We start from the raw sequence: 22,642 nt of genomic DNA, 5'->3' as shown, positions 1-22,642 counted from the left end.
CTCCGAAGATACTTCGTGAAATCGGTGCCGCGAGACCCCTCGTCAGACGCTCGAGATGTCGGCCGCCAGCTCGCGAACTTCCTCGGAGAACCGACGTCGGCCGAGACCGGCCAGAACCGCATCCTCGGTGAGCCATGACGAGGCTGCCACTTCGAGCAGGGTAGTCAACGCAACAGCTGCGGCACCCTGCTTCGCTTTGGACGCGATACCGCTTCGAGTGCGCAGTTCGGCCGAGAACAGCGCCAGCATCACCGAACGCACTTCTCTTCGCAGGGTTTCGATGGACAGACTCCAACCGGGCGATCGGGTGAAGTACACCAATGCGGCAGCACGGTGCTGATCCGTCCACTCGAGCAACGAAGAAATGATGTCACCCAGAGCAGCGTCCGGATCGGCCGCGATCTCTGCCCGAAGTTCGTCGAGGAGACCATCCGCGAACAAACGTAAACCCGCGAGCAGAACCTCGTCCTTCGACGGGTAGTGGTAGTACACGGCCGCCGACGTCATCTGAGCCTCCGCGGCGATATCGGCCACGGTGACGTCCTCGATGGACCTGACCGAATACAGATGCATGGCGGCCTCGACCACTACTTCGCGCCGCGAGGGCCGATGCGCCGCACGCTTGGCCCCCTTGTCCGCCGGGGGCGTCACCGTCGATTTCGGCTTCACTGCCTTTGCTGCCATGACGGAGATCATGGCACCATGCACTGACCCAGGTGCCGAGGAGGACGCTGTGCCGCGACGAACCAGCAGCTCGACGTCCGAAGTCGACGAGAGTTCCGCGCTCGGAGCTGCTGTCGATGCTCCGATTGCGTCCGAGCCCGATGCCCAGCCCCCCAAGGGATCTGCCCACCGGCCCTCTCGCCGCCACCTCATCGTCCAGGCGGCGGTGCGTGTCTTCTCCCGCAAAGGTTTTGCGGAAACGTCCATTCAAGAGATCGCCGAAGCAGCGGGCATGGTTCCGACGGCGGTCTACTACCATTTCGCCGGCAAGGAAGAGCTGTTCGATACCGCGCTCGGATACGCGATGGATGCCAGTACCGCCGCAGCCCAGGCAGTTCGACCGGACGACACCGAGGCCGATTCCGCCGCGTTCAAGGAGGCCGTCGACGCCGTCTGGGACTGGACGGCAGAACACCCCGATGCGGCCCGGATGCTGTTTCTTCAGGTGGCCGGCGGTGCCACCCCTGGGACGCGCCTGCTGACCAAAGAGTACGAGGACAGGCACGTACGCCGCGCCTTCGACTACTTCCCCGACTCGGAGACACCGGCGGACAAGCGGTCGGCCGCGGCGCATCACGCCGCTCGGTCGCTGCGAGCACGCACGATGATCGCCACGACCATCGCCATCCAGCCCTTACGGATCGAGGGCGGGCCCTTGTCCCACATCGCGGTGGCGCGTCTTCGGTCGGCCACCACAGATGTGTGCGCGAAAATGATCGAGGGTCGCTGAAGCTCCGACCGACGTCCACCACCGTCGAGTAACTCGACCGAAACAACAGTCGAAACTCGGAGTGGACCTCCCTCATGCGTATCGCGTCTTTTTCGTGGACACTCCTTGGATCGTGACGCGTTCGCCGAGTTTCGGGAGTCGACACCACCTGACCGTCCGGGTAGGCAGTGGCCCGTCCGGCGCGTGGGTTCCACGTCCTCCGAACGGCCCGATCTTCCCTGGATCGGTCCCTTCGCACACCGTCGTGTGGAACGCTCGGCGGTGTGCGAAGGTACGGCTTCGCTGAGAGTCCGACGAACAGAATGGCTTTCGATGACCGAGTTGGATGCACTCGCACCGAGCCCGGATGGAGTCTGGGCTCACGAGAACGTGGTGGTTCGGCACCTCCCCGGACTGGAATTCGACGCGGCCCGAACAGGGTCGACCGTGCAGGTCTGCCACGGCCTGACGTCTGCGGGTATCGGTGAGCGCCTGGTTCCGATGGTCACCGCACACGCCCGCCATGTAGGTCTTTCGCAGCGCGAGTTCGAGTTGGTGTTGGTCGGGATCGTCCGCACCACGGTCGCCGATCCGGTCGACGCATGGGCCACCTATTACCGCAATTCGTTGGACGAGCTGCTCTCGGGCACCGCCGATTTCGCGCCTGTCCACGAACGGGCGGAGAACCTGATCGTCGGGTCGGTGCTCGACCTGGGTTCGTGTTTCGGCTTCTTTCCACTGCGGCTGGCGATGGAAGGCCACTCGGTGACTGCGACGGACCTGTCGGCCGGAACCATGCGGTTGCTCGCCACCGTGGCCCCACACCTCGGGATCACGCTCGACACCGTGGTGTGCGACGCCGCCAATGTTCCCGTTGCCGACGGCAGTGCCGACACGGTGACTGCACTGCATCTCCTCGAGCACGTCGACACCGAGACCGGCTCCCGCATAGTGGAAGAAGCGCTACGCATCGCGCGCACCCGTGTCGTTGTTGCCGTGCCCTTCGAGACCGAGACCACCGCCTGCCACGGACACGTCCGCACATTCGACGAGGCATCACTGGTCGAGCTCGGTCGGTCGTCGGGCCGCGCATTTCGGACCTTCGAGCACCACGGTGGGTGGCTCGTGATCGACAAGACCGTGACCCCCCAACTGGTCTGAAAGGCTGCTGGGAGTACCACATCGCAATGCCGACGTGGTGTCAGGATCGCAATGGATCCTGACACCACTGCCTCCGTCGACCTAGGCGTACTCGGGTACCGACAGTCGATTCTCCGCTGCAGCGAGTGAGTCGAATCCGTCTGCCTTGAGCAGATTGTGGACGTTACGCCGTCGGACCCCCATGTTGCCGCCGTCGTAGACCGGGAAACACAGGACGTCCTCCATGATCGCGGCGATCGGTGTCAGGTTCGTGTACGCATCGACGCCGACGAGACGCATGGCGTCGTACACGACCTGCACGGCCGTCTCGGATGCGAAGATCTTTGCCTCGTTCGCCAATTCCCGATCCCGTCCGCCGGTGCGGTCGAAATGGTCGGCGGCCTTCCACGCGAAGTAGCGCACCGCCTCGATGCGAGTCTTGATGTCCACCAACATGTAGCCGGCGTTCTGATACTCGATGACGGGTACCGGACCGGAGCGGTGGTCGGTCTTGGCGAAGTGCAAAGAGTAGTCGAATGCAGCTCGCATCCTGCCCACGCACGCGGCAGCGATGGACGAGAAGGTCCAGGAGAACGCGGTGGCGACGATGTCCAACCCGTCGCCCGGCTTGCCGACGATGTTGCCGACCGGCACCCGCACGTCGCGAAATTCCACCCGCGGCGAATTGGTGGCGCGATGTCCGATGGTGTCGATCATGTCGGTGATCTCGACCCCGGGCGTTCCCTTCTCCACGACGATGACGGCGAGCGACTCCGACGGCGGCAGTGCAGGATCGGTACGGCGGACCACACTGATCAGGTCGGCACCCTGACCGTCCCAGCCCGAGGCATTGGTGGTGTAGTGCTTAGCACCGTTGATGACCCACTCGTCGCCCTCGCGACGCGCGAAGGTCCGAATTCCGACGGTCGGGTCCTCCGAGTCGTAATTGGCCCCGCCGGTCACCTCTGTGTAGGCGATCGCAGCCAATCGGGGTTCGCCGTCGCAGAACAACGGGAGCCACCGGTTCTTCTGCTCCTCGGTACCGAAATTGATGATCGGGTTGAGTCCCAATCCCGTGCCCAGCAACGCAGTCGGAGCGTTGATGTCGACCCGAGCGAGTTCCTCGGCTGCGAGCGCGAAGGTGAGATTGTCGAAGTACGCGCCGCCGTATTGGTCGGGAACCAGTCCCTTCACGAAGCCGAGACCGGCCAGCTGCTTGTAGACCGGCTGCAGCGCGTAGAAGCGATCCTCGGGGCTCGGTATGGAGGAAATGGTGGGCGCTACTTCGCTCAGAATGTCGTCTGCCACTTGCCGCGCCTGCATGCGCACTGCCATCTGCTCGGGGCTGAGCTCGAAACTCAGGGTCATGTGAGACTCCTCGATGTCTGTCCTGGTGGGGGTGAAGAACGGAATCGGGCGACGCTGCCCTACCCACCATGTTTCATCGCCCGATGCATCCCGGTCTTGTACCGGACTGCGCCGTCATCGGTACCGTTCTGCATTGTCGAACAAACAGATTCACCCCTGCGCCGACTGCGGCACTTCCCCTGTCTGCACCAACGCGCGGTATTCGACCGGACTGCATCCGAAGCGCGATCGAAAGGTCTTGGCCAGATGGGCGGAATCCGAGAATCCCCACGCTGCCGCTATCGTTCCGATCGATCGAGTGTCCCGAGAATCGGCGAGCTCACGCCGACACGCTTCGACGCGATGTTCACGGACGACGGCACCGAACGTGGTTCCCGTCCTCTCGAAGAGGGCATGGAGCGTGCGTACCGATACCCCGACATGGCGGGCCGCATCGGTGGCGGGAACTCGGCCGAATGCAAGCCTGGAGTCGATGTACCGAACGACGGAGACCCGAAGTGCTTCGTCGGTCTCCAACGAGCATCCGGTGCGCCGTTGTGTCCCTCCCAGTACGGCACGCAGCAGATCGACATGGGCCGCTCCGATCATCTGCCGCTCGGCGGTCTGCAGCGAGGAATCGGTCCGCCAGGTCTCCACCATCAACGAGCTGAGCAGCCGAGCAGAACCCGACGAGCTTGCGAAACGCCGCGCAGTCGTCGCTGCCGACGGACCGACCACATCAGCCAGCAGAGGGCGCGGCAGTCGGAAGGACAGCACTCGCCACAGTTCGTCGTTGCCGGGCTCTACGAACTCCAGCCGGTACGGGCGAGTCGAGTCGACGACGGCGAACTCACCTCGGGAGACCGTGCACTGCCGCCCGTCCTGAGTGGTCGTACAGTGCCCGTCCAGTTGCAGATTGACGAAGACGACATCCTCGTCCGCGCGGGCTACCTCGCGTTTTCCGTGATCGATTCGCTGTGTGCAGGAAGCGATCTCCGCTGCGTTGCCACCCCCGATCGCCGCGGAGCGCACCCATCCGGGGAGTCCTGAACGTGACGAACTGTGTTCGACGTGGTCCCGGGATCGCCACGGTGCCAGCGGCGTGAATGCCTGGCAGAGAACATCGGCCCAATAGCTCATCTGATCGGCCGGGCCGAGTCCCCGGGTTGTCCAATACGACGTCATGATGCACTCCGCGCTAGGTTCGAGTGCACACACGGTAAGCCCTGGGCGTAAGCCATCCGAGGCATTTGCGTTACGAAATGTGTGCACTCTCCTCACACCCGGGGGGGTGGGGCGCGGAGAGCTTCCCCGCACCTTCGGATGTTTGGGCGTCGCTCAGATCAACCCCTGCTTGCTCGCCGCGTACACGGCCTCGGCTCGCCGAGACACTGCGAGCTTGCGCATGATGTTGCTGACGTGAAATTTCACTGTCGTCGCCGAGATGAACAGTCGGGTCCCGATCATGTTGTTGGACAGGCCCGTCGCAAGCAACCTGAGTACTTCGAGTTCGCGCTCGGTCAGCCGTTCTATGCTGCTCGGCGTGCCGTTGAGTGATCGCACGACAGCCGAGGCACTCCGCGAATCGAAGGCACTCTCGCCTCGCGAGACAGCACGTATCGCCCGCACCAGTTCGGTGGTATCGACGTCCTTGACGACGTATCCGCGCGCACCGGCGTGCACCGCCTCCACCACGAGTCGGTCGTCGAGGAAAGTTGTGAGCACCAGTAATCCGATTCCGTTGTGCGCCTTGGCCAATTGTGCGCACAAGGCAAGGCCCTCGTAATCCGAACTGGCCGAGAGCTTGAGATCCATCAGCACGATATCGGGCTCGACCCGCGCGACGACGGCCAATCCCTCCTCCCGCGTCGACGCCTCCCCCACGATCGTCAGATCCGACTCGCGCTCGAGCACCGAACGCAGCCCGTCGCGCAGAATTGCATGATCGTCGACCAGGACGATGCGGACAGTAGGTGCCGCCACCTGCCCCATGCCCGTGCGAACCGTCGGAACGCTCACTGTGTTTCGCCCTTCTCGGATCTTTCCTGGAAGGGAATGCGCACTGCCACACGCACACCCCCGGTTCGGGCGCGGCGAATCTCGAAGACCCCGCCGTGTTCACGGGTGCGGGCCGCCATGTTCGCCAATCCGCGGTGGCGGCCGTCGACATCGGTGGACTCGGCCAGGTGCAGCATCATTCGCAGGTGGGCCGGATCGCCGTCGCCGTCGTCGGCGATCGACAACTGCACCTGATCGAGCGAATAGGTCAACCGAAGAATCGCCCGCGACGCGTGCGCGTGCACCGCTGTGTTGAACAATGCTTCGCCGGCGATACGGAGCAAGGCATGCTCGCACTCGCTGCTCAGCTCGACGGGGGTTCCCTCCACACGCAACGAGACCTGCAACTCGTCGGGCATGTGGACCACGGAGAGCTGTTCGAGCATTTCGGGAAGCGACGTTCGATCGGCGTCCTGCGGATGATTGAGCGCGTAGATCGCCGACCGCAGTTGTTCCACAGCTCGACGCGTCAGATCCTTCGCAAGATCCAATCTGTCGCTGCGTTCTTCGGCCGAGATCTCGCTGCGACACACTTCGATCTGCATACCAGCGGACAACACGGCCTGAGTGACGCTGTCGTGCAATTCGCGAGCGATGCGGTGGCGTTCGTCGTCGAGGACCTGATGCCGGTGCGCGGCACCCAATTGCCGCTGTGTCAGCAACAGTTCGGCATTGCGGGCTGCGAGATCGGCCGCTGTGCGGTTCGCCTGGGCATAGGCACTCTCGGTCCGCTCGAGCAATTGCCGTCGACTCTGGAAGAGCGCCGAATTCTGCAGCGCCACCGCCGTTTGACTGGCCAGAATGCTCAACACCGCCGCGTCGGTGGCGTCGAGCACCCGCTGCTCTCCGGTCCACGCCGCGAAAGCACCCACGACGCCTCCGTCGAACGCGATCGGCACGAAGGCGTGATGAGCGGAGATCACAGGTGTCTGCCCGTCGCCGCACGTCGACTGCCGAATCGACTCGAGGCAGTCGACGACGTCGTCCGGCAACGGTGGCCCCTCGACGTTGTCGACCAGAAACGGTGTGGCGTCGGGTCCGAGCACGAGTCGACGAGGACCGGCATCCGGCAGAGCGCCATCGGCAAGAGCGAAGACCACCCAGCGTGCGCTCAGATGGGCACGAGCTGCTTCCGCGACCGCGCACACCAGCGTCTCGGGCCCGTCGACCGTCCGAACCAGTGCCCGCGAGATCAGTTCCAGCGCATAGACGACGCGCTCCAAACGTTCGGCCGCGCCGCGATATTGGGGGTAGAACGTGTTCTTGCCCGAACGCAGTCCCGTCAGCAGCGACAGGTCGGGTCCGGACGTCACAGCGCACTCCTGAACAGATCGACCATCTCGCGGTGCGTGGCGGAACGCGGATTGGTGGACATACAGGCATCATGTAAAGCGTTGGTGGCCAACACATCCAGATCGGACTCGCGGACACCGATCTGTGCCAGCCCGGTGGGAACGCCGACCTGACGTGCAAGGCGATCGACACGGTCCGCCACAGCCATGGCGGCTTCCTCCGGCCTGGCTCTGCCTTCCGGCAATCCGAGGCTCGTCGCGATGGCCACGTAGGGCAACGGATCCTCCGCGGCGTTGAAACGAATGACATGCGGCAGCAGCACTCCGTTGATCACCCCGTGCGGGAGGTCGAGGAGCCCTCCCACCTGATGGCTCATGGCATGTGTGGCACCGAGAATCGCGTTCGTGAAGGCCAGACCGGCCTCCAGACTTGCCTGCGCCATCGAACCACGTGCGGCCATATCGGTGGGCTCGTCGATGGTGCGTGCCAACTGCGACATCACCATGGTGATGGCCCGGAGTGCATGGTGGTCGGTGAGCTGGTTGTGACCCAGAGAGACGAATGCCTCGATTCCGTGCGTCAGAGCGTCCAAACCGGTTGCCGCGTTGAGCCATTCGGGCATCGTGGTGAGCAACATCGGATCGATCACGGTGATATCGGGAACGAGTGCCCGGCCGAGGATGGTGATCTTGGTCGAGCGCGCCGTGTCGGTGACGATGCAGAACTGCGAGACGTCGGCCCCGGTGCCCGATGTCGTGGGCACCATCACCAGCGGGGGAATCGGCCGAGTGGCCTGATCGACGCCCTCGTAGTCGAGGATTCTGCCGCCGTTACCCGCGAGGATGGCGATCCCCTTGGCCGCATCCATGACCGACCCACCGCCGATCGCCACCAGCACGTCGCAACCGTTCTCTGCGTAGTAGCCGTGCCCGGCCTCGATTTCGACGTCCTTGGGATTGGGCGTGAGCGCGCTCCAGACCTGGGGGTCGAGGCCCTGGGCAACGAGTAGGTCGACCAGCTGCCCGGCCCAGCCGCTCTCGATCAGCCCCGAGTCCGTGACGAGCATCGGCCGGACCCCACCGAGACGACATGTCGCGTGCGCGACCTCGCCCAGCGAATCCGGACCGAACACGATCTCGGGTGCGTGGAATTTGAGAACTCGTGGCGTCTCGGCTCGGCTGCGCTGCGCATCGAGGTCGTGCAGCGCCTTGCCGACGTCCGCCGTAGCTGCCTGGTCCACCGTTCACACCCTCGCTGTCCATCGATCCCAGAACTCTCGGACCTGTGATTCAGGTTACAACCTTACGAGCACGGCTGGTCCGATCCCACCAGCACCGGGCCAGGTTCCTACCTGCCCGATCGGGTAGGTAGGCGGCACGATCGGTCAGGTCAGGACAGCGCATGGCCCAGTTCGGCCGCCTGCGAGGTCAACTGTTCGCCATCCCGCGCGACGACGACCCGGTCGCAAATTCGCTCGTAGTCCTCCATCGAGCACGCTGCCTGCGCCCAGTAACGACGAGCTTCGGGGGTGATCCACGCGATGCGGTGCACCTTCGACCGGATCTCGTCCAGGGCCTCCAGGCCGGCCGGGCGTCCGTTGCACCGGCCGTCACCGACGATGATGACCGCGGTGCGCTTGTCCAGGACTTCTGGGTGTGACTGCAACAGATCGGTGAAGGTTCTGCCGTAATCGCTGCTCGCTTCGAGGTCCAGCCGCGCGTCCGCCAGCACCGCGGCCAGTGCGCCGTCGCCGGTACTGCCGAGCAAGGTGGTCGTCACATCGACCGGTGCGTCGACGAACCCCATCACCGTGCATCGGTGTGCGCGCGCATGCATGGCTTGCGCAAGCCTCAGGGTGAACGCGGTGATGGGCCGAACCGACAACGACACGTCCGCCAGTACCAGCAACCGAACCTTTCCCGGCACAGGGGTTTTGGTCACCAGACGGAACGGGATGCCGTCGGTACGCAGACTGGACCGGACGGTGCGCCGCATGTCGAGCGGTCCGCGTGAATGTTCGCGTGGTCGTGGGCGAGGAGTGCCCCGCATGTGTTTGAGCACTTCGTGACTCGCGCGCTCGATCTCGGCGTGCCGGCCGATCGCCTGCGCCGCGCCGTCGACCGGCACCGGTGACGACATCGTCCCCGTCACGTCCCCCAGTGCCGCGACGAAAGCCTCGACGGCATCGGTGATGCGGTCGAGCATCGCGGCACTCAGTGGACCGGATTCACCCCCGTCACCGTAGACGCTACTCGGATCGTAGGCATCGAACCACGCCAGGATGCTCGCCGGATCCTCCCAGTTCAGCTGTCCCGCAACAGCTCCGCTGGTGCTCGACGCCAACTCCCCGGCCGCCGTCGACCCGGACCGCTCCAGGTCGACGGTGTATGTGACACCCCGTCGACCCATGTCGCCGTCGGTGTCGATCGACAGATCGTGGTCCTCGGACGAGAGACTGATGTCGTCGTCGTCCTTGTGCGGGTTGAAGCCCTTGTCCGCTTCCGGGGCGTCGAGCAGATCACCGATTTCGACCGCACGCTCGTTGTACTCGGCGTATTTGGCCGCTTCCTCGTCTGCGCCGACGTCCAGGTCCGTCGGCAATCCGCCCGCTACCTGCGCCCCCAAGGGTGAATGATGTTCGTCCGTGGCGCTCTCGACGAGTGCCCTGAACATCGACTCGAAGGCCAGATCGAAACCGTGCTGTTCGTGGTCGTACTTGGCGCACGTCGCACGCAAGGCCGCGCGCAACACCGCCAGGTCACGTGCCCCGAGAAGTCCGAGGACGCGTCGTACCTCGATGACCTCTGCCGGCGACGCCGCTACTCCGAAGTGCCTGAGCGTGCGCCCGAACACCGCAGCCAGCACATCGAGCACCACCGATGCCGAGAACGTTTGTGCCACGGTCATCGTCGTATTCCGATGCCACCCTTGTCGCGTCCACCGTGCCCTCTGAAGGCCGACGCGGTCGTGTTGACGACCGTTCCGAGTGATGTTGCTGCAGAGGGTGTTTCTGCGACCGGTCCGGCCAGCGCGATCTTCATGTCCGACGAGTACTTCACCAGGGCCGCGAGCAGGTACTTGCGGGTGTCTTCGGTATGACCGAGGACCGAGGCGATACGAGCCGCATCGATCACTTCCGAGATCGACGGGCTCTTGCGGAGCGGTAGCTCACGCAATTCCGTTGCCAGCTCCACGATCTCGGACACGATGTGCGCGGGCACCTCGGGGGCACGAGCAGTGACGATCTCGCGCTCACGCGCCGCGGTCGGATAATCGAGATGGAAATGCAGACAGCGACGTTTGAGGGCCGACGACAGCTCACGAGTGTCGTTGGAGGTCAGTATCACCCACGGATCGCTGCGCGCGGTGAACGTACCGACCTCGGGGATCGTCACCTGCTTCTCGGCAAGCACCTCGAGCAGCAAGGCCTCCATCGATTCCTCGGTGCGATCGACCTCGTCGACCAGGAGCACCACCGGCTCCTCGGAGAGCACCGATTCCAACAGGGGCCGCACGGCGAGGAAGGGCTCGGAGTAGAGGCCGAAGTCTTTGGCGGCGAGCATCTTCGAGGCGTCGTCGATGTCGGTGACGTGCTGGGTGAGTGCGCCGATGTGCTCGCGCAGCATCTGCACGTGCAGAAGTTGCTTGGCGTAGTCCCACTCGTAGAGGGCCCGATTGTCGTCGAGACCCTCGTAGCACTGCAGGCGCACCAGCTTGCGTCCGCTCGCCGCGGCCAGGGACTTCGCCAGCTCGGTCTTGCCCACGCCCGCGGGGCCTTCGAGCAGCAGTGGGCGATCGAGTGCTGTCGCCAGATGCACCACGGTGGCGAGATCGTCGTCCGCGATGTAGTCCTGCTCTCCGAGCGCGCGCTGCAGATCGGCGGCGTCGGTGAATCGAACGGTGCCGGTGTCGTCGCTACGCACTGTCGACAGCGAGGTCATGTGCTTCCTTTCAGGCGGCGCAGTGGTGCGGTTGTGCGCCGCCCGGGGCACACAACCGCACCACTGCGAAGCATCAGTAAGACTCGTTGATCGCGTGCGAGACGACGGGGAGCATCGACTGGACGGTCACCTCACGGGGGTTGCCCGGGGTGCACCAGTCTTCCTGGATGTGCTCGGAGATCTTCAGTACCGACTTCTCGTCGCCCTTGATCACGTCGCCCTTGCCGGCGTACTTGCCGGTGTTCATCCGGTTCTTGTCGTACGTCGCCGAACGGATCGATCCGAAGTTGTCCGGAATTCCGACGTCCTTGGCGAGCCTGATGGCCGCCTCGACTGCCGCGTCGGCAGCCTGAACGGTAGTCATGTTCTTCGTGTCCACGCCCATGGCCACGGCGATCTCGGCGTAGCGCTCGTAACGCGAGGGCAGGTTGTACTCCCACACGCGCGGTAGAGCGATGGCGTTGTTGAGGCCGTGCGCGCTGTCGTAGAAAGCGCTGATCGCGTGCGAGATCGAGTGGATGACGCCGAGTCCACCGGAGTTGAAGGCCTGTGTGGCGATGTACTGGGCGTTCATCATGCCCTCGCGAGCCTTCAGGTTGCCCGGGTCGTACACAGCTTCACGAAGATGCTTGGAGACCAGCCCGATCGAGTAGATCGCGTTGCCCAGCGACGGCGCGAAGTCCAGCCGCGAGACGTACGGCTCTGCGCCGTGGGCGAGGACGTCGAAGCCGCAGAACGCGGTCCACTGCTGGGGGCAGGTGTAGTAGAGCAGCGGGTCGTCCAGTGCCAGCGTCGGTGTCGACGCCTCGTCGAAGGCGAGCCACTTGTGCGGCTTCTCCATGTCCGAGGTGTCGGTGATGACGTAGGCCCAGGATGTCTCCGAACCCGTTCCGGCAGTGGTCGATACGGCGATGTGCGGCGGGTTCTGCTTGTTGGTGGACTTGGAGAATCCCTCGAACTCGTTGATGTTGCGGCCATCGTGGGCGACGACGACGCGGATGCCCTTGGCCGCATCGTGGCTCGAGCCACCACCGACGGAGATGACGCTGTCGCACTTCTCCTTCTGGTACAGCGCGGCACCGTCCATGACGTTGTAGTCCTTGGGGTTGGACTCGACCTTGTCGTAGAGGACCACCTCGACGCCCTGGTACTCGATCTTGCCGATCAGTTCCTCGATGATGCCCGATCCGCGCAGACCGGTCGTGACCAGCAGCGAGCGCTTGAATCCGAGTTCCTTGGCCTCGACACCGATCATGTCGTGGGCGCCGACTCCCAGCTTGGCGCGCGGCAGCGGGTGAAACTCCTTGATGGGGAATTCCCAGATCTGGTTGAGCTCGATGACCATCGGTGTCTCCTCGGTGAGTGTGAGTACAAGACGCCTTCTTCTGTGATCGGCGTCTCACTGATGACCACACTCCCCTGCCCGGTACCGCGTGGGAACACCTCGAGGCGGGAACCCTGCCAACGACTCGACCGAACTACCCGATCGGGTAGGAGTACTCGCTCACCCTCGGCAGAGGAGAACTCACAAGCTTTGGTGCACTATCGATCTCGCCGCTGCGCCAGAGAGAATCCGAGAACCGAGATCAGCGCCAGCGTGATGACGAACCCTCCGTACACTTGCACCGTCGTGCTCAGGCCGAGGCGATGCACGGCCAGCCCGGCGACCACGGCGGGCAGGCTGAACGCGAGGTAGCTGATGACGAACGTCGTGGCGAACACCCCACCTCGCTCCGCTGCGGGGACCAGCGCGCCGAGCGTGCGCATCGAACCGAGGAACGTTGCTCCCCAGCCCGATCCGGCGATGACAGCCCCGACGAAGTACAGCACGATCGACTCGATCTGCACCGACACCAGGGAGAGCGCGACACCTGCCGCCAACACCGTCGCCCCGATCATCATCACGGTGCGGGGAAACCCGTTGCGTACCAGTGCAGCTGCCACCGCGCCCGAGGCGAACATCGCGAAAATCTCCAACCCGCCCACTATGTGGTTGTCCACGCCGAACACCGTGCCGATGATGGACGGCCCGAGCGAGAGGTGAAACCCGCCGAGCGACCAGGTCGCGAACAGAGCGGGAGCGATGAGCAGGAACGGTGCCCGCACCGACGTGGGGATCGACATCCTCGGCAGCAGGGTCGAGGCGAGGTGACGGCGGGAATCGAAGCCACGCAGTGCCGAGGTCTCGGGGACGAACAGCAATGCCACCGCGAGGATCAGTGCCGCGCCGATCAGCAGTGCGAACACCAAGATGTCGGGCGCAGGTGCCAATTGGACCAGCAATCCGGCCCCGAGCGCGCCGCTTGCCAGACCGAGAGAGGGCGCGACACTGTTGAGCAACGGTCCGGTGGACGCGTCGGGCTGCAGGTCGATGACGGCTGCGCTCAGCGCACCGGTGGCCGCACCCGCGGCAGTTCCCTGCACGACGCGAGCCGCGAGGAGTACCGGGACGCTGTCGGCGACGATGAACAGCATCAAGCTGACCGCAAGGAGAATCAGTGAGGCGATCAGAATGGGTTTGCGCCCGATGTGGTCCGACAGACTGCCTACGGTGAGCAACGTTGACAGCAACGCGACCGCATAGACGGCAAAGATGACCGTGAGGGTGAGAGCGCTGAATCCCCAGGCCTGTTGGTACACCGGGTACAGCGGTGACGGTGCCGACGCGGACGCCATCAGAACCAGAAAGGCGACGCCGACGACCCAGAACGCGTACCGATGCGGCATGCGCACCGCCGTCCGTTCCACTGGAGTCCGAGTGCCCACGCCGACCATGTGTTTCCCTTCACCGCAGTAACCGTTAGCTCAGTGAAAGACAACGCTCGGGAGCGCCCCGCATTCCCCGACGGTCAGTGTTGCTCGGCTCGTGCGTCGCCCCGCAGCAGTTTTCCTTCGCGGTACCGCTGCGCGCTCGCGGGCAAGTCGCCCTCGATTCCGCTCAACCACACCGAGACACGGCCGGTGCCCGAGCCGCTCGAACCGACTTCGTCGACGCGTCGCACCGTCTGGTTGGCCACCGCCTCGGCGCTGTCGAACATCGTGACGTCGCCCGGCAGCTGCGAAACGATCCGGTCCAACACCAGTGGGTAGTGCGTGCAACCCAGCACGATCGATTCGACGTCCGTGGGTGTCGCGGCCACGGCCGCGGTGATGGCGGCACCGATCCCCCGCTCGTCACCACGGTCGATCGAATCCGCCAGTCCGTGGCACGCCACACTCGTCACCGTTCGGTGCGAGGCGAACTGCTCGATCAAACGCCCCTGATAGGCGCTCGCGGTCGTGGCCGCCGTCGCCCAGATCGCTATCCGATCACTCACCGCTGCAGCGGGTTTGATCGCCGGAACGGTACCCACCACCGGAATCGTGTCACCGAGCGCGGCCCGAACGTGACTCAGCGCCGTCACACTGGCGGTGTTGCAGGGAAGCACGACCACCTCGGCACCGAGTTCGACTGCATGCTGGGCGGTGCCGACCACTCGATCGACGACCCACCCATCGGGTTTGGGTCCCCACGGAGCGTTGTCGGGGTCCATCATCAGCACCAGATCGAGCTCGGGGCGCGCTTGTCGCAGCCGCGCAGCCGTCGGGAGCATCCCGAGGCCCGAGTCGATCAGTGCGACGATCATGCCAGCGCTTGCTCGACGTCACCGACCAGATCGGCGCCGTCCTCGATACCGACCGACAGACGCACCAGATCGTCGGGCACCTCGAGCAACGAACCGGCCGTCGAGGCGTGGGTCATCGCACCGGGATGCTCGATCAACGATTCGACGCCGCCCAGAGACTCGGCGAGCGTGAAGATCTCGGTCTTCGCGCAGAAGTCCAGCGCAGCCTGCTTGCCACCGGCCAGACGAACGGAGACCATCCCGCCGAACCGTCGCATCTGCTTCGCGGCGACAGCATGAGACGGGTGAGATTCGAGTCCGGGGTAGATGACCTGCGAGATGGCCGGATGCCCGTCGAGGAATTCGACGATCTTCTCGGCATTGTCGCTGTGTCGCTCCATCCGCAGCGCAAGAGTCTTGATGCCGCGCAAGGTCAGGAACGCGTCGAACGGTCCGGGAACGCCACCCGCGCCGTTCTGCAGGAACGCGAAGGCCGTGTCCAGTTCCTCGCTGTCGGTCACCAATGCGCCGCCGACGACATCGGAGTGTCCGCCGATGTACTTGGTGGTCGAGTGCAGCACCACGTCGGCACCGAGACTCAGGGGCTGCTGCAGGTACGGGGACGCGAAGGTGTTGTCGACGACCAGCTTGGCCCCGCCCTCGTGTGCGACGCCCGAGAGGGCCTCGATGTCACCGACGTTGAGCAACGGGTTGGTAGGTGTCTCGACCCAGACGAGCTTGGTGTTCGGACGCATCGCTGCGCGGACCTCGTCGACGTCCGACACTGCAGCCACCGAGTACTCGATGCCCCACTGGGTGAAGACCTTGTCGATCAACCGGTACGTGCCGCCGTAGGCGTCGTTGGGGATGACGAGGTGATCACCGGGGCGAAGCGCCGAGCGGAGCAGGCAGTCCGTGGCTGCCATGCCCGAGGAGAACGCGCGCCCGTAGGTGCCGGACTCGATCGCCGCGAGATTGGCTTCGAGCGGCCGACGCGTCGGGTTGCCGGTGCGCGCGTACTCGAAACCGCTGCGCATGCCGCCGACGCCGTCCTGAGCGAAGGTGGAGCTGGCGTAGATCGGCACGTTCACCGCGCCGGTCAGCGGATCGGGCTCGTACCCGGCATGGACCGCCTTGGTGGAAAAGCCCTGCCAGGAGGTGTTGTCTGCCTTGCTGCGCTGCTCACTCATGCCCTCCACCCTAATCGGCCTGCGTCGCCCGGCGGGGGCGTGGGTAACCTGCGAAGACAACCCCCAGCGGAAAGAGGCACCGTGGCCAACTCCCAGAGCGTCGACGAACTGTTCGCGATCGATTCACTCCTCGACGACGAGGAGCGCCAGATCCGGGACACCGTCCGCAAGTTCGGCAACGAGCGCATCCGTCCGCACATCGCCGACTGGTTCGACGAGGGCACGGTGCCGGCGCGTGAACTGGCCAAGGAGCTGGGCTCGCTCGGGTTGCTGGGCATGCATCTCGAGGGATACGGCTGCGCCGGAACCTCGGCGACGGCGTACGGCCTGGCCTGCCTCGAGCTCGAGGCGATCGACTCGGGCATCCGATCGTTGGTCTCGGTGCAGGGCTCGTTGGCGATGTTCGCCATCTGGAAGTACGGCTCCGAGGAGCAGAAGCAGCAGTGGCTTCCGGGCATGGCCGAGGGATCGCTGATCGGCTGCTTCGGGCTCACCGAGGCCGACTTCGGATCGAACCCAGGCGGGATGCTCACCCGGGCCAAGCGCGACGGTGACGACTGGATCCTCAACGGCAGCAAGATGTGGATCACCAACGGTCCCGTCGCCGACGTCGCCGTCGTGTGGGCGCAGACCGAGGACAAGATTCGCGGATTCGTCGTGCCGACCGACACACCGGGATTCACCGCCAACACGGTCAAGAAGAAGCTGTCGCTGCGTGCGTCGATCACCGGTGAGTTGGTCTTCGACGACGTTCGACTGCCTGCCGACGCGATGCTGCCCGAGGCCCGCGGTCTGAGCGGACCGTTGAGCTGCCTCAACGAGGCCCGCTTCGGCATCGTCTTCGGCGCTATGGGTGCGGCGCGGGACTGCATCGAATCTGCCATCGAGTACTCGCAGACTCGCGCGGTGTTCGACAAGCCACTCGCCGGATACCAGCTCACCCAGGCCAAGCTCGCCAACATGGCACTCGAACTCGGCAAGGGGCAACTGCTCGCACTGCACCTGGGCCGACTTAAAGACAAGGGCGAACTGCCGGGCGAGCGGGTGTCACTCGGCAAGCTCAACAACGTGCGCGAAGCGATCAAGATTGCTCGTGAATGCCGAACGATATTGGGAGCCAACGGAATCACGCTGGAATACCCGGTGCTCCGACATGCCAACAACCTCGAATCCGTCCTCACCTACGAGGGCACATCCGAGGTCCATCAACTGGTGATCGGGCAGGCGCTCACCGGTACCAGCGCCGTGCGCTGACGCACAGTGGTGCGGTTGAGTGCCCCCTGGGGCGCTCAGCCGCACCACTGCCGCTAGGCACCCTTGCTGAGGAATCCGAGCAGATCGTGGCGCGTGATGACGCCGACGGGCTTGCCTTCTTCGACGACCATCAGCGCATCGGATTCGCCGAGTGCCTTGGTGGCGTCGGAGACGGTTTCGCCTGCACCGATCAGCGGGAACGGCGCGCTCATGTGCTTGGCGACGGGGTCTGCCAACGCCGCGCGACCCTCGAACACGGCGCTGAGCAGATCACGCTCGGTGACGCTGCCTGCAACCTCGCCTGCCATGACGGGCGGCTCGGCTCCGACGACGGGCATCTGCGAGACGCCGTACTCGCGCAGGATTTCGATGGCGTCGCGCACGGTCTCGGACGGGTGGGTGTGCACCAGATCCGGCAATGCACCGGACTTGCCGCGCAGCACCGCGCCGACGGAGGTCTCCTCGGTGGTGCCGTCCAACCTGGACCGCAGGAATCCGTACGAGGACATCCAGGAATCGTTGAAGATCTTGGCCAGGTAGCCACGTCCGCCGTCGGGCAGCAGAACGACGACCAGTGCGTCGGGACCTTCACGCTCGGCCACCTGGATAGCAGCAACGGCAGCCATTCCGCACGAGCCGCCGACCAGCAGGCCCTCTTCCCGTGCGAGGCGACGGGTCATGTCGAACGAATCGGCATCGGAGACGGCGATGATCTCGTCCGGGATGGACGGGTCGTAGGCGGTCGGCCAGAAATCCTCGCCGACGCCCTCGACGAGGTACGGGCGGCCTGTGCCTCCGGAGTACACCGAGCCCTCGGGGTCGACGCCGATGACCTTGACCTTGCCGCCGGAGACCTCCTTGAGGTACTTGCCGGTGCCGGAGATGGTGCCACCGGTGCCGACGCCCGCGACGAAGTGAGTGATCTTGCCGTCGGTGTCGGCCCAGATCTCGGGACCGGTGGTCTCGTAGTGGCTGGCCGGACCTGCGGGGTTGGAGTACTGGTTGGGCTTCCAGGCTCCCTCGATCTCGCGAACGAGTCGATCGGAGACGCTGTAGTAGCTGTTGGGATCCTCGGGTGCGACTGCCGTCGGGCAGACGACGACCTCGGCTCCGTAGGCGCGCAGCACGTTGCGCTTGTCCTCGCCGACCTTGTCGGGGCACACGAACACGCACTTGTAACCGCGCTGCTGAGCGACAAGCGCGAGACCGACGCCGGTGTTGCCGGACGTGGGCTCGACGATGGTGCCGCCGGGCTTCAGTTCGCCGGACGCCTCGGCCGCGTCGATCATCTTCACGGCGATGCGGTCCTTGGACGAACCACCCGGGTTGAGGTACTCGATCTTGGCCGCGACCGTGCCTGCACCGTCGCCGATGACGGTGGACAACTTCACCAACGGGGTGTTGCCGATGAGTTCGGTGATGTGCTGAGCGATGCGCATTCCACCATCTTCCCAGATGCGGGTATTCGACTCTCGGTCACGGCCGTCGACACCCGCCTACGATGGTGACGACGGCGCGACGAGAGGGATCGATCTGTGACGGCGAGCGGATGGCGTACCGCTGCGAAAGCGAGCGCCGCGACGGTTCTCGCAGGCTCCGGAGCAGGGACTGCGTCCTGGGCCGCGTACCGACATCTGATGGCGCAGGCCGCTGCGGCACGCGGTGTCATCGGGCGCACCACCGCCAAACCACCGGAGGCCGACGGCGTCTACACCGCGGGATGCGCGGCCCCGGAACGGTGGCGGATGGGAAATTCAGCAGATATTCATCTGATGATCTTCGGCGACTCCACTGCAGCAGGAGTGGGCTGCATCGTCGCCGACGAAGTCCCCGGCGTGCTGCTCGCACGCGGACTGGCCGAGGAAACCGGGCAACGAATCCGATTGAGTACCAAGGCGATTGCCGGTGCCACCTCGAAGGGACTCGAAGGCCAGGTCGACGCGATGTTCGTCGCGGGCCCGCCCCCGGACGCGGCGGTCATCTTCGTCGGCGCGAACGACGTCACCAAGAAATTCTCCATCGCGGCGTCCGCGGCCCGGTTGGGCGACGCGGTGGAGCGGCTCACCGCCAAGGGCTGCGTCGTCGCCGTGGGTACGTGCCCCGATCTCGGTGTCGTGACGGCCATTCCGCAGCCGCTGCGCACCGTCGTCCGCAATTGGGGTCGACGCCTCGCGAACGCGCAGACGGCCCGCACGCTCAGTGCAGGCGGACATCCGGTGGCGTTGGCGGATCTGCTCTCCCCCGAGTTTCTGGCGGCACCCGACACCATGTTCTCGGCGGACCGCTTCCACCCGTCGGCCGCCGGCTACGAGCTCGCGGCGCAGCAGATTCTGCCGGTCCTCGCATCAGCGTTGGGGGTGTGGCACGGAGGACCGCTACCCGAACTGCCCACCGTGTCCGCGGCCGTCGAATCACGCAAAGCCATCCCCCGCGCAACGGCCGCACTCGATCGCTTCCTGCGTCGCAGAACGGCGGAGCTCGACGCCGAGATCGTCACTGCATCCGAGGATCTCGTACGTCGTGGCGGCGGCGGTCGGGCGGGGTTGTAAGTTCGGTCAGGAGACATCGCCTACTCGGCGGTAACAGAGCAGGTAAGCAGTATCGATTCGAAGGAGATCTCATGCCAGAGGCAGTCATCGTCGCCACCGCGCGCTCACCGATCGGCAGGGCGATGAAGGGGTCGCTCAAGGACATTCGTCCCGACGACCTTACCGCCCAGATGGTCGCCGCCGCGCTGGCCAAGGTGCCTTCGCTGGACCCGAAGGACATCGACGACCTGCTCCTGGGCTGTGGCCTGCCCGGCGGCATGCAGGGCAACAACCTCGCTCGCATCGTCGCGGTTCAGCTCGGCTACGACTCGCTGCCCGGAACGACGATCACGCGTTACTGCTCGTCCTCGCTGCAGACCACCCGCATGGCGCTGCACGCGATCAAGGCAGGCGAGGGTGACGTGTTCATCTCCGCAGGTGTCGAGAGCGTGTCGAGCTTCATCCACGGCAGCTCGGATTCGCTTCCGGAAAGCCACAACCCGATCTTCGCCGACGCCGAGGCCCGCACCAAGAAGGCACAGGAAGAGGGCGCGGACAGCTGGACCGATCCCCGCGAGAACGGCGAACTGCCCGACGCGTACATCGCGATGGGCCAGACGGCCGAGAACGTCGCCCTCCTCACCGGCATCACCCGCGAGGACCAGGATCACTGGGGCGTGCGCAGCCAGAACCGCGCCGAAGAGGCTATCAACGCCGGTTTCTTCGAGCGGGAGATCACCCCGGTGACCCTGCCCGACGGCACTGTCGTCAACACCGACGACGGCCCCCGCGCCGGCACCACGTACGAGAAGATCAGCCAGCTCAAGCCGGTCTTCCGCCCCAACGGCACCATCACTGCAGGCAACGCCTGCCCGCTCAACGACGGCGCAGCAGCGCTGGTCATCATGAGCGACACCAAGGCCAAGGAACTGGGCCTGACCCCGCTGGCCCGCATCGTCTCCACAGGCGTCACCGGTACGTCCCCCGAGATCATGGGTCTCGGACCTATCGAGGCCACCCGCAAGGCGCTGAAGATCGCGGGCATGTCGATCTCCGACATCGACCTGTTCGAGATCAACGAGGCCTTCGCCGTGCAGGTCCTGGGATCGGCACGCGACCTCGGCATCGAGGAGGACAAGCTCAACGTCTCCGGCGGTGCCATCGCGATCGGCCACCCGTTCGGTATGACCGGTGCACGCATCACCACCACGCTGCTGAACAACTTGACCACCCAGGACAAGACGTTCGGCGTCGAGACCATGTGCGTCGGCGGCGGCATGGGTATGGCCATGGTGCTGGAACGACTCAGCTGAGTCGAGAGATCACAACGAAAAAGCCCCGCCCTCCTCGAAGGAGCGGCGGGGCTTTTTCGTGTGAGTACTAGTCGTTCTGGAAGTAGCTCAGCAGACGCAGGATCTCGACGTACAGCCAGACCAGCGTGATGGTCAGACCGAGGGCGACTCCCCAGGCTGCCTTCTCGGGAGCCTGTGCGCGGATCAGCTGATCGGCCTGATCGAAGTCGAGCAGGAAGCTGAACGCCGCGATGCCGATGCAGACGAGGCTGAAGATGATGGCGATGGGCCCACCGTCGCGCAGTCCGAAGCCGCCGTCCATGAAGAAGCTGGCGACGAGGTTGCCGAGCATCAGCACGACGACACCGATGAGGGCACCGACGATCATGCGGGTCAGACGCGGGGTGACGCGGATGGCTCCGGTCTTGTAGACGATCAGCATGCCGAAGAACACGCCGAACGTGCCGAGGATCGCCTGGCCGATGAGGCCCGATCCACCACTCATGCCGAAGATTTCACCGGTGAACACCAGCGACAGCGCACCGAGGAACACGCCTTCGGCTGCGGCGTACGCGAGCACGATGAACTTGTTGTCCATCTTGCGACCGAAGGTCGCGAACATGACCAGACCGAACCCGATCAGACCGCCAGCGATCAAGAGTGCGGGCGCTGCCGAGGGGTTGGCAGAGGCGTATAGGTACGAGATGATCGCCGTCACGCTCAGCACACCGAGGGTGATGCCGGTCTTGGTGACCACGTCGTCGATCGTCATGGCCCGCTGAGCAGGCTGCGTCGTGTACGGGTCGGCCTGCGTTCCGGGATGCTGGCCGAAGGTTGCGGCCTGCGAGGCTCCAGCCGTCGCAGATCCGAATGTGGCGTATCCGCCGCCCTGCTGCTTGGGCAGGTTGCGGAACACCGGGTTGCTGGAGGTGCGCACCGTGTCTCTTCCCTTCGTAAGTTCTGATCCCCACCGGGGATCTCCCCGTCGGTCATCAGTAGAACGTCTGACATCCGGACAAAAGTTCCCAGGAGGAGAACTTCTACGACGGACAAAACGGACTCTACCGGGTACCGGGCACACACGCGGAGACGACCGCGTGTGTGACACCGAATCGAAACGGGCAGTATGAGGAAATGGCAATCGAAGACGGACCCGACCAGACCTTGGACCCCAGTGAAAGCGTCGACTCCGACGAGGTGCGCAACGACGACGGCGACACCGTGGTCGATCCCCCCGACCATTGGAGCGAGGCCAACAGCTTCGGCACCACCGCTCGCGAGGCTGCCGAGGGCGAGAGCCTGGATCTCAAGCTCAGCGAGGAAGAACCCGACATCGCCGTCGAGGAGGAACTCGACCGCCCGATCACCGAGACTCCAGACGACGAACTGACCGAGGAACTCGTCGACCACGTCGTCGAGGAATCCGACGAGGATCCCGACATCGACTACGCGGAAGGCCAGCGTCAGGCCGAGATCGTCGAGGGCACCCTCGTCGAGGACCTCGGGCGCAACCGGGGACAGATCGACGGAACTCCCGAAGACGGCGGCCCGGTCACCTGACA

At 64.9% G+C, this 22,642-nt stretch carries 20 protein-coding genes; 6 read left to right on the top strand and 14 right to left on the bottom strand.

What is annotated here, in order from left to right; translation table 11 throughout:
• Window positions 1-42 precede the first annotated feature (42 nt).
• Window positions 43-684, bottom strand: a complete 642-nt coding sequence (locus tag R4P47_RS02425; RefSeq protein ID WP_269594347.1) for a TetR/AcrR family transcriptional regulator — start codon at window positions 682-684, stop codon at window positions 43-45.
• 49 nt (window positions 685-733) lie between these two features.
• On the opposite strand from R4P47_RS02425, the gene R4P47_RS02420 reads away from it, so the two are divergent.
• Complete coding sequence (locus tag R4P47_RS02420) at window positions 734-1,453, top strand: TetR/AcrR family transcriptional regulator (protein WP_269594346.1); 720 nt, start codon at window positions 734-736, stop codon at window positions 1,451-1,453.
• 312 nt (window positions 1,454-1,765) lie between these two features.
• Window positions 1,766-2,593, top strand: a complete 828-nt coding sequence (gene mftM, locus R4P47_RS02415) for a mycofactocin oligosaccharide methyltransferase MftM (protein ID WP_317783997.1) — start codon at window positions 1,766-1,768, stop codon at window positions 2,591-2,593.
• An 81-nt stretch (window positions 2,594-2,674) separates the two neighbouring features.
• Here the strand turns inward: mftM and R4P47_RS02410 are convergent, their stop codons facing one another.
• From R4P47_RS02410 to R4P47_RS02360, 11 genes are all read right to left on the bottom strand, one after another.
• On the bottom strand, window positions 2,675-3,940 hold the full coding sequence (locus R4P47_RS02410; protein WP_317783996.1) for an acyl-CoA dehydrogenase family protein: 1,266 nt from the start codon (window positions 3,938-3,940) through the stop codon (window positions 2,675-2,677).
• A gap of 150 nt (window positions 3,941-4,090) precedes the next feature.
• The gene (locus tag R4P47_RS02405; RefSeq protein ID WP_149405309.1) at window positions 4,091-5,104 is read right to left on the bottom strand and encodes a helix-turn-helix domain-containing protein; all 1,014 of its coding nucleotides are present in this window, start codon (window positions 5,102-5,104) and stop codon (window positions 4,091-4,093) included.
• 153 nt (window positions 5,105-5,257) lie between these two features.
• On the bottom strand, window positions 5,258-5,911 hold the full coding sequence (locus tag R4P47_RS02400; RefSeq protein ID WP_032405004.1) for a MadR family response regulator transcription factor: 654 nt from the start codon (window positions 5,909-5,911) through the stop codon (window positions 5,258-5,260).
• 23 nt (window positions 5,912-5,934) lie between these two features.
• Window positions 5,935-7,290: a MadS family sensor histidine kinase gene (locus tag R4P47_RS02395; RefSeq protein ID WP_068051604.1), complete on the bottom strand. Its 1,356-nt coding sequence runs from the start codon at window positions 7,288-7,290 to the stop codon at window positions 5,935-5,937.
• Window positions 7,287-8,474, bottom strand: coding sequence for an iron-containing alcohol dehydrogenase (locus R4P47_RS02390; RefSeq protein WP_068051617.1), 1,188 nt, complete (start codon window positions 8,472-8,474; stop codon window positions 7,287-7,289). The genes R4P47_RS02395 and R4P47_RS02390 overlap by 4 nt, the downstream gene beginning before the upstream one ends.
• A 185-nt stretch (window positions 8,475-8,659) precedes the next feature.
• A complete protein-coding gene (gene madC / locus R4P47_RS02385; protein WP_317783995.1) occupies window positions 8,660-10,177 on the bottom strand; it encodes a MadC family VWA domain-containing protein in 1,518 nt (505 codons plus the stop codon).
• Complete coding sequence (locus R4P47_RS02380; protein WP_149405306.1) at window positions 10,174-11,211, bottom strand: MadB family AAA-type ATPase; 1,038 nt, start codon at window positions 11,209-11,211, stop codon at window positions 10,174-10,176. The genes madC and R4P47_RS02380 overlap by 4 nt, the downstream gene beginning before the upstream one ends.
• A 73-nt stretch (window positions 11,212-11,284) precedes the next feature.
• Window positions 11,285-12,556, bottom strand: coding sequence for an NDMA-dependent methanol dehydrogenase (gene mdo / locus R4P47_RS02375; protein ID WP_269594342.1), 1,272 nt, complete (start codon window positions 12,554-12,556; stop codon window positions 11,285-11,287).
• A gap of 197 nt (window positions 12,557-12,753) precedes the next feature.
• The gene (locus tag R4P47_RS02370; RefSeq protein ID WP_317532193.1) at window positions 12,754-13,938 is read right to left on the bottom strand and encodes an MFS transporter; all 1,185 of its coding nucleotides are present in this window, start codon (window positions 13,936-13,938) and stop codon (window positions 12,754-12,756) included.
• 122 nt (window positions 13,939-14,060) lie between these two features.
• Window positions 14,061-14,837 carry a glutamate racemase gene (locus R4P47_RS02365; RefSeq protein WP_317532192.1) on the bottom strand — a complete coding sequence of 259 codons (777 nt, stop codon included), beginning with the start codon at window positions 14,835-14,837 and terminating at the stop codon, window positions 14,061-14,063.
• Window positions 14,834-16,006, bottom strand: coding sequence for a cystathionine gamma-synthase (locus R4P47_RS02360; RefSeq protein ID WP_032376589.1), 1,173 nt, complete (start codon window positions 16,004-16,006; stop codon window positions 14,834-14,836). Before R4P47_RS02360 ends, R4P47_RS02365 begins: the two co-directional genes overlap by 4 nt.
• Window positions 16,007-16,087: 81 nt before the next feature.
• Between R4P47_RS02360 and R4P47_RS02355 the strand changes: the two genes are divergently transcribed.
• Entirely contained in the window at window positions 16,088-17,260 is a 1,173-nt protein-coding gene (locus tag R4P47_RS02355; protein WP_094611864.1) for an acyl-CoA dehydrogenase family protein, read from the top strand.
• A 53-nt stretch (window positions 17,261-17,313) separates the two neighbouring features.
• Here the strand turns inward: R4P47_RS02355 and R4P47_RS02350 are convergent, their stop codons facing one another.
• Window positions 17,314-18,699: a cystathionine beta-synthase gene (locus tag R4P47_RS02350; protein ID WP_032397585.1), complete on the bottom strand. Its 1,386-nt coding sequence runs from the start codon at window positions 18,697-18,699 to the stop codon at window positions 17,314-17,316.
• 96 nt (window positions 18,700-18,795) lie between these two features.
• Between R4P47_RS02350 and R4P47_RS02345 the strand changes: the two genes are divergently transcribed.
• Window positions 18,796-19,809, top strand: a complete 1,014-nt coding sequence (locus R4P47_RS02345; protein ID WP_094611866.1) for an SGNH/GDSL hydrolase family protein — start codon at window positions 18,796-18,798, stop codon at window positions 19,807-19,809.
• Window positions 19,810-19,880: 71 nt separating this feature from the next.
• Window positions 19,881-21,101: an acetyl-CoA C-acetyltransferase gene (locus tag R4P47_RS02340; RefSeq protein ID WP_032376585.1), complete on the top strand. Its 1,221-nt coding sequence runs from the start codon at window positions 19,881-19,883 to the stop codon at window positions 21,099-21,101.
• Window positions 21,102-21,168: 67 nt separating this feature from the next.
• Here the strand turns inward: R4P47_RS02340 and R4P47_RS02335 are convergent, their stop codons facing one another.
• Complete coding sequence (locus R4P47_RS02335) at window positions 21,169-22,017, bottom strand: Bax inhibitor-1/YccA family membrane protein (RefSeq protein ID WP_269594334.1); 849 nt, start codon at window positions 22,015-22,017, stop codon at window positions 21,169-21,171.
• A 197-nt stretch (window positions 22,018-22,214) separates the two neighbouring features.
• On the opposite strand from R4P47_RS02335, the gene R4P47_RS02330 reads away from it, so the two are divergent.
• Window positions 22,215-22,640: a hypothetical protein gene (locus tag R4P47_RS02330; RefSeq protein WP_068051629.1), complete on the top strand. Its 426-nt coding sequence runs from the start codon at window positions 22,215-22,217 to the stop codon at window positions 22,638-22,640.
• Window positions 22,641-22,642: the final 2 nt, after the last annotated feature.

Source organism: Rhodococcus sp. IEGM 1370 (genome assembly GCF_033142325.1).
GTDB lineage: Bacteria > Actinomycetota > Actinomycetes > Mycobacteriales > Mycobacteriaceae > Rhodococcoides.
This window is presented reverse-complemented; position numbering and strand designations above follow the sequence as displayed.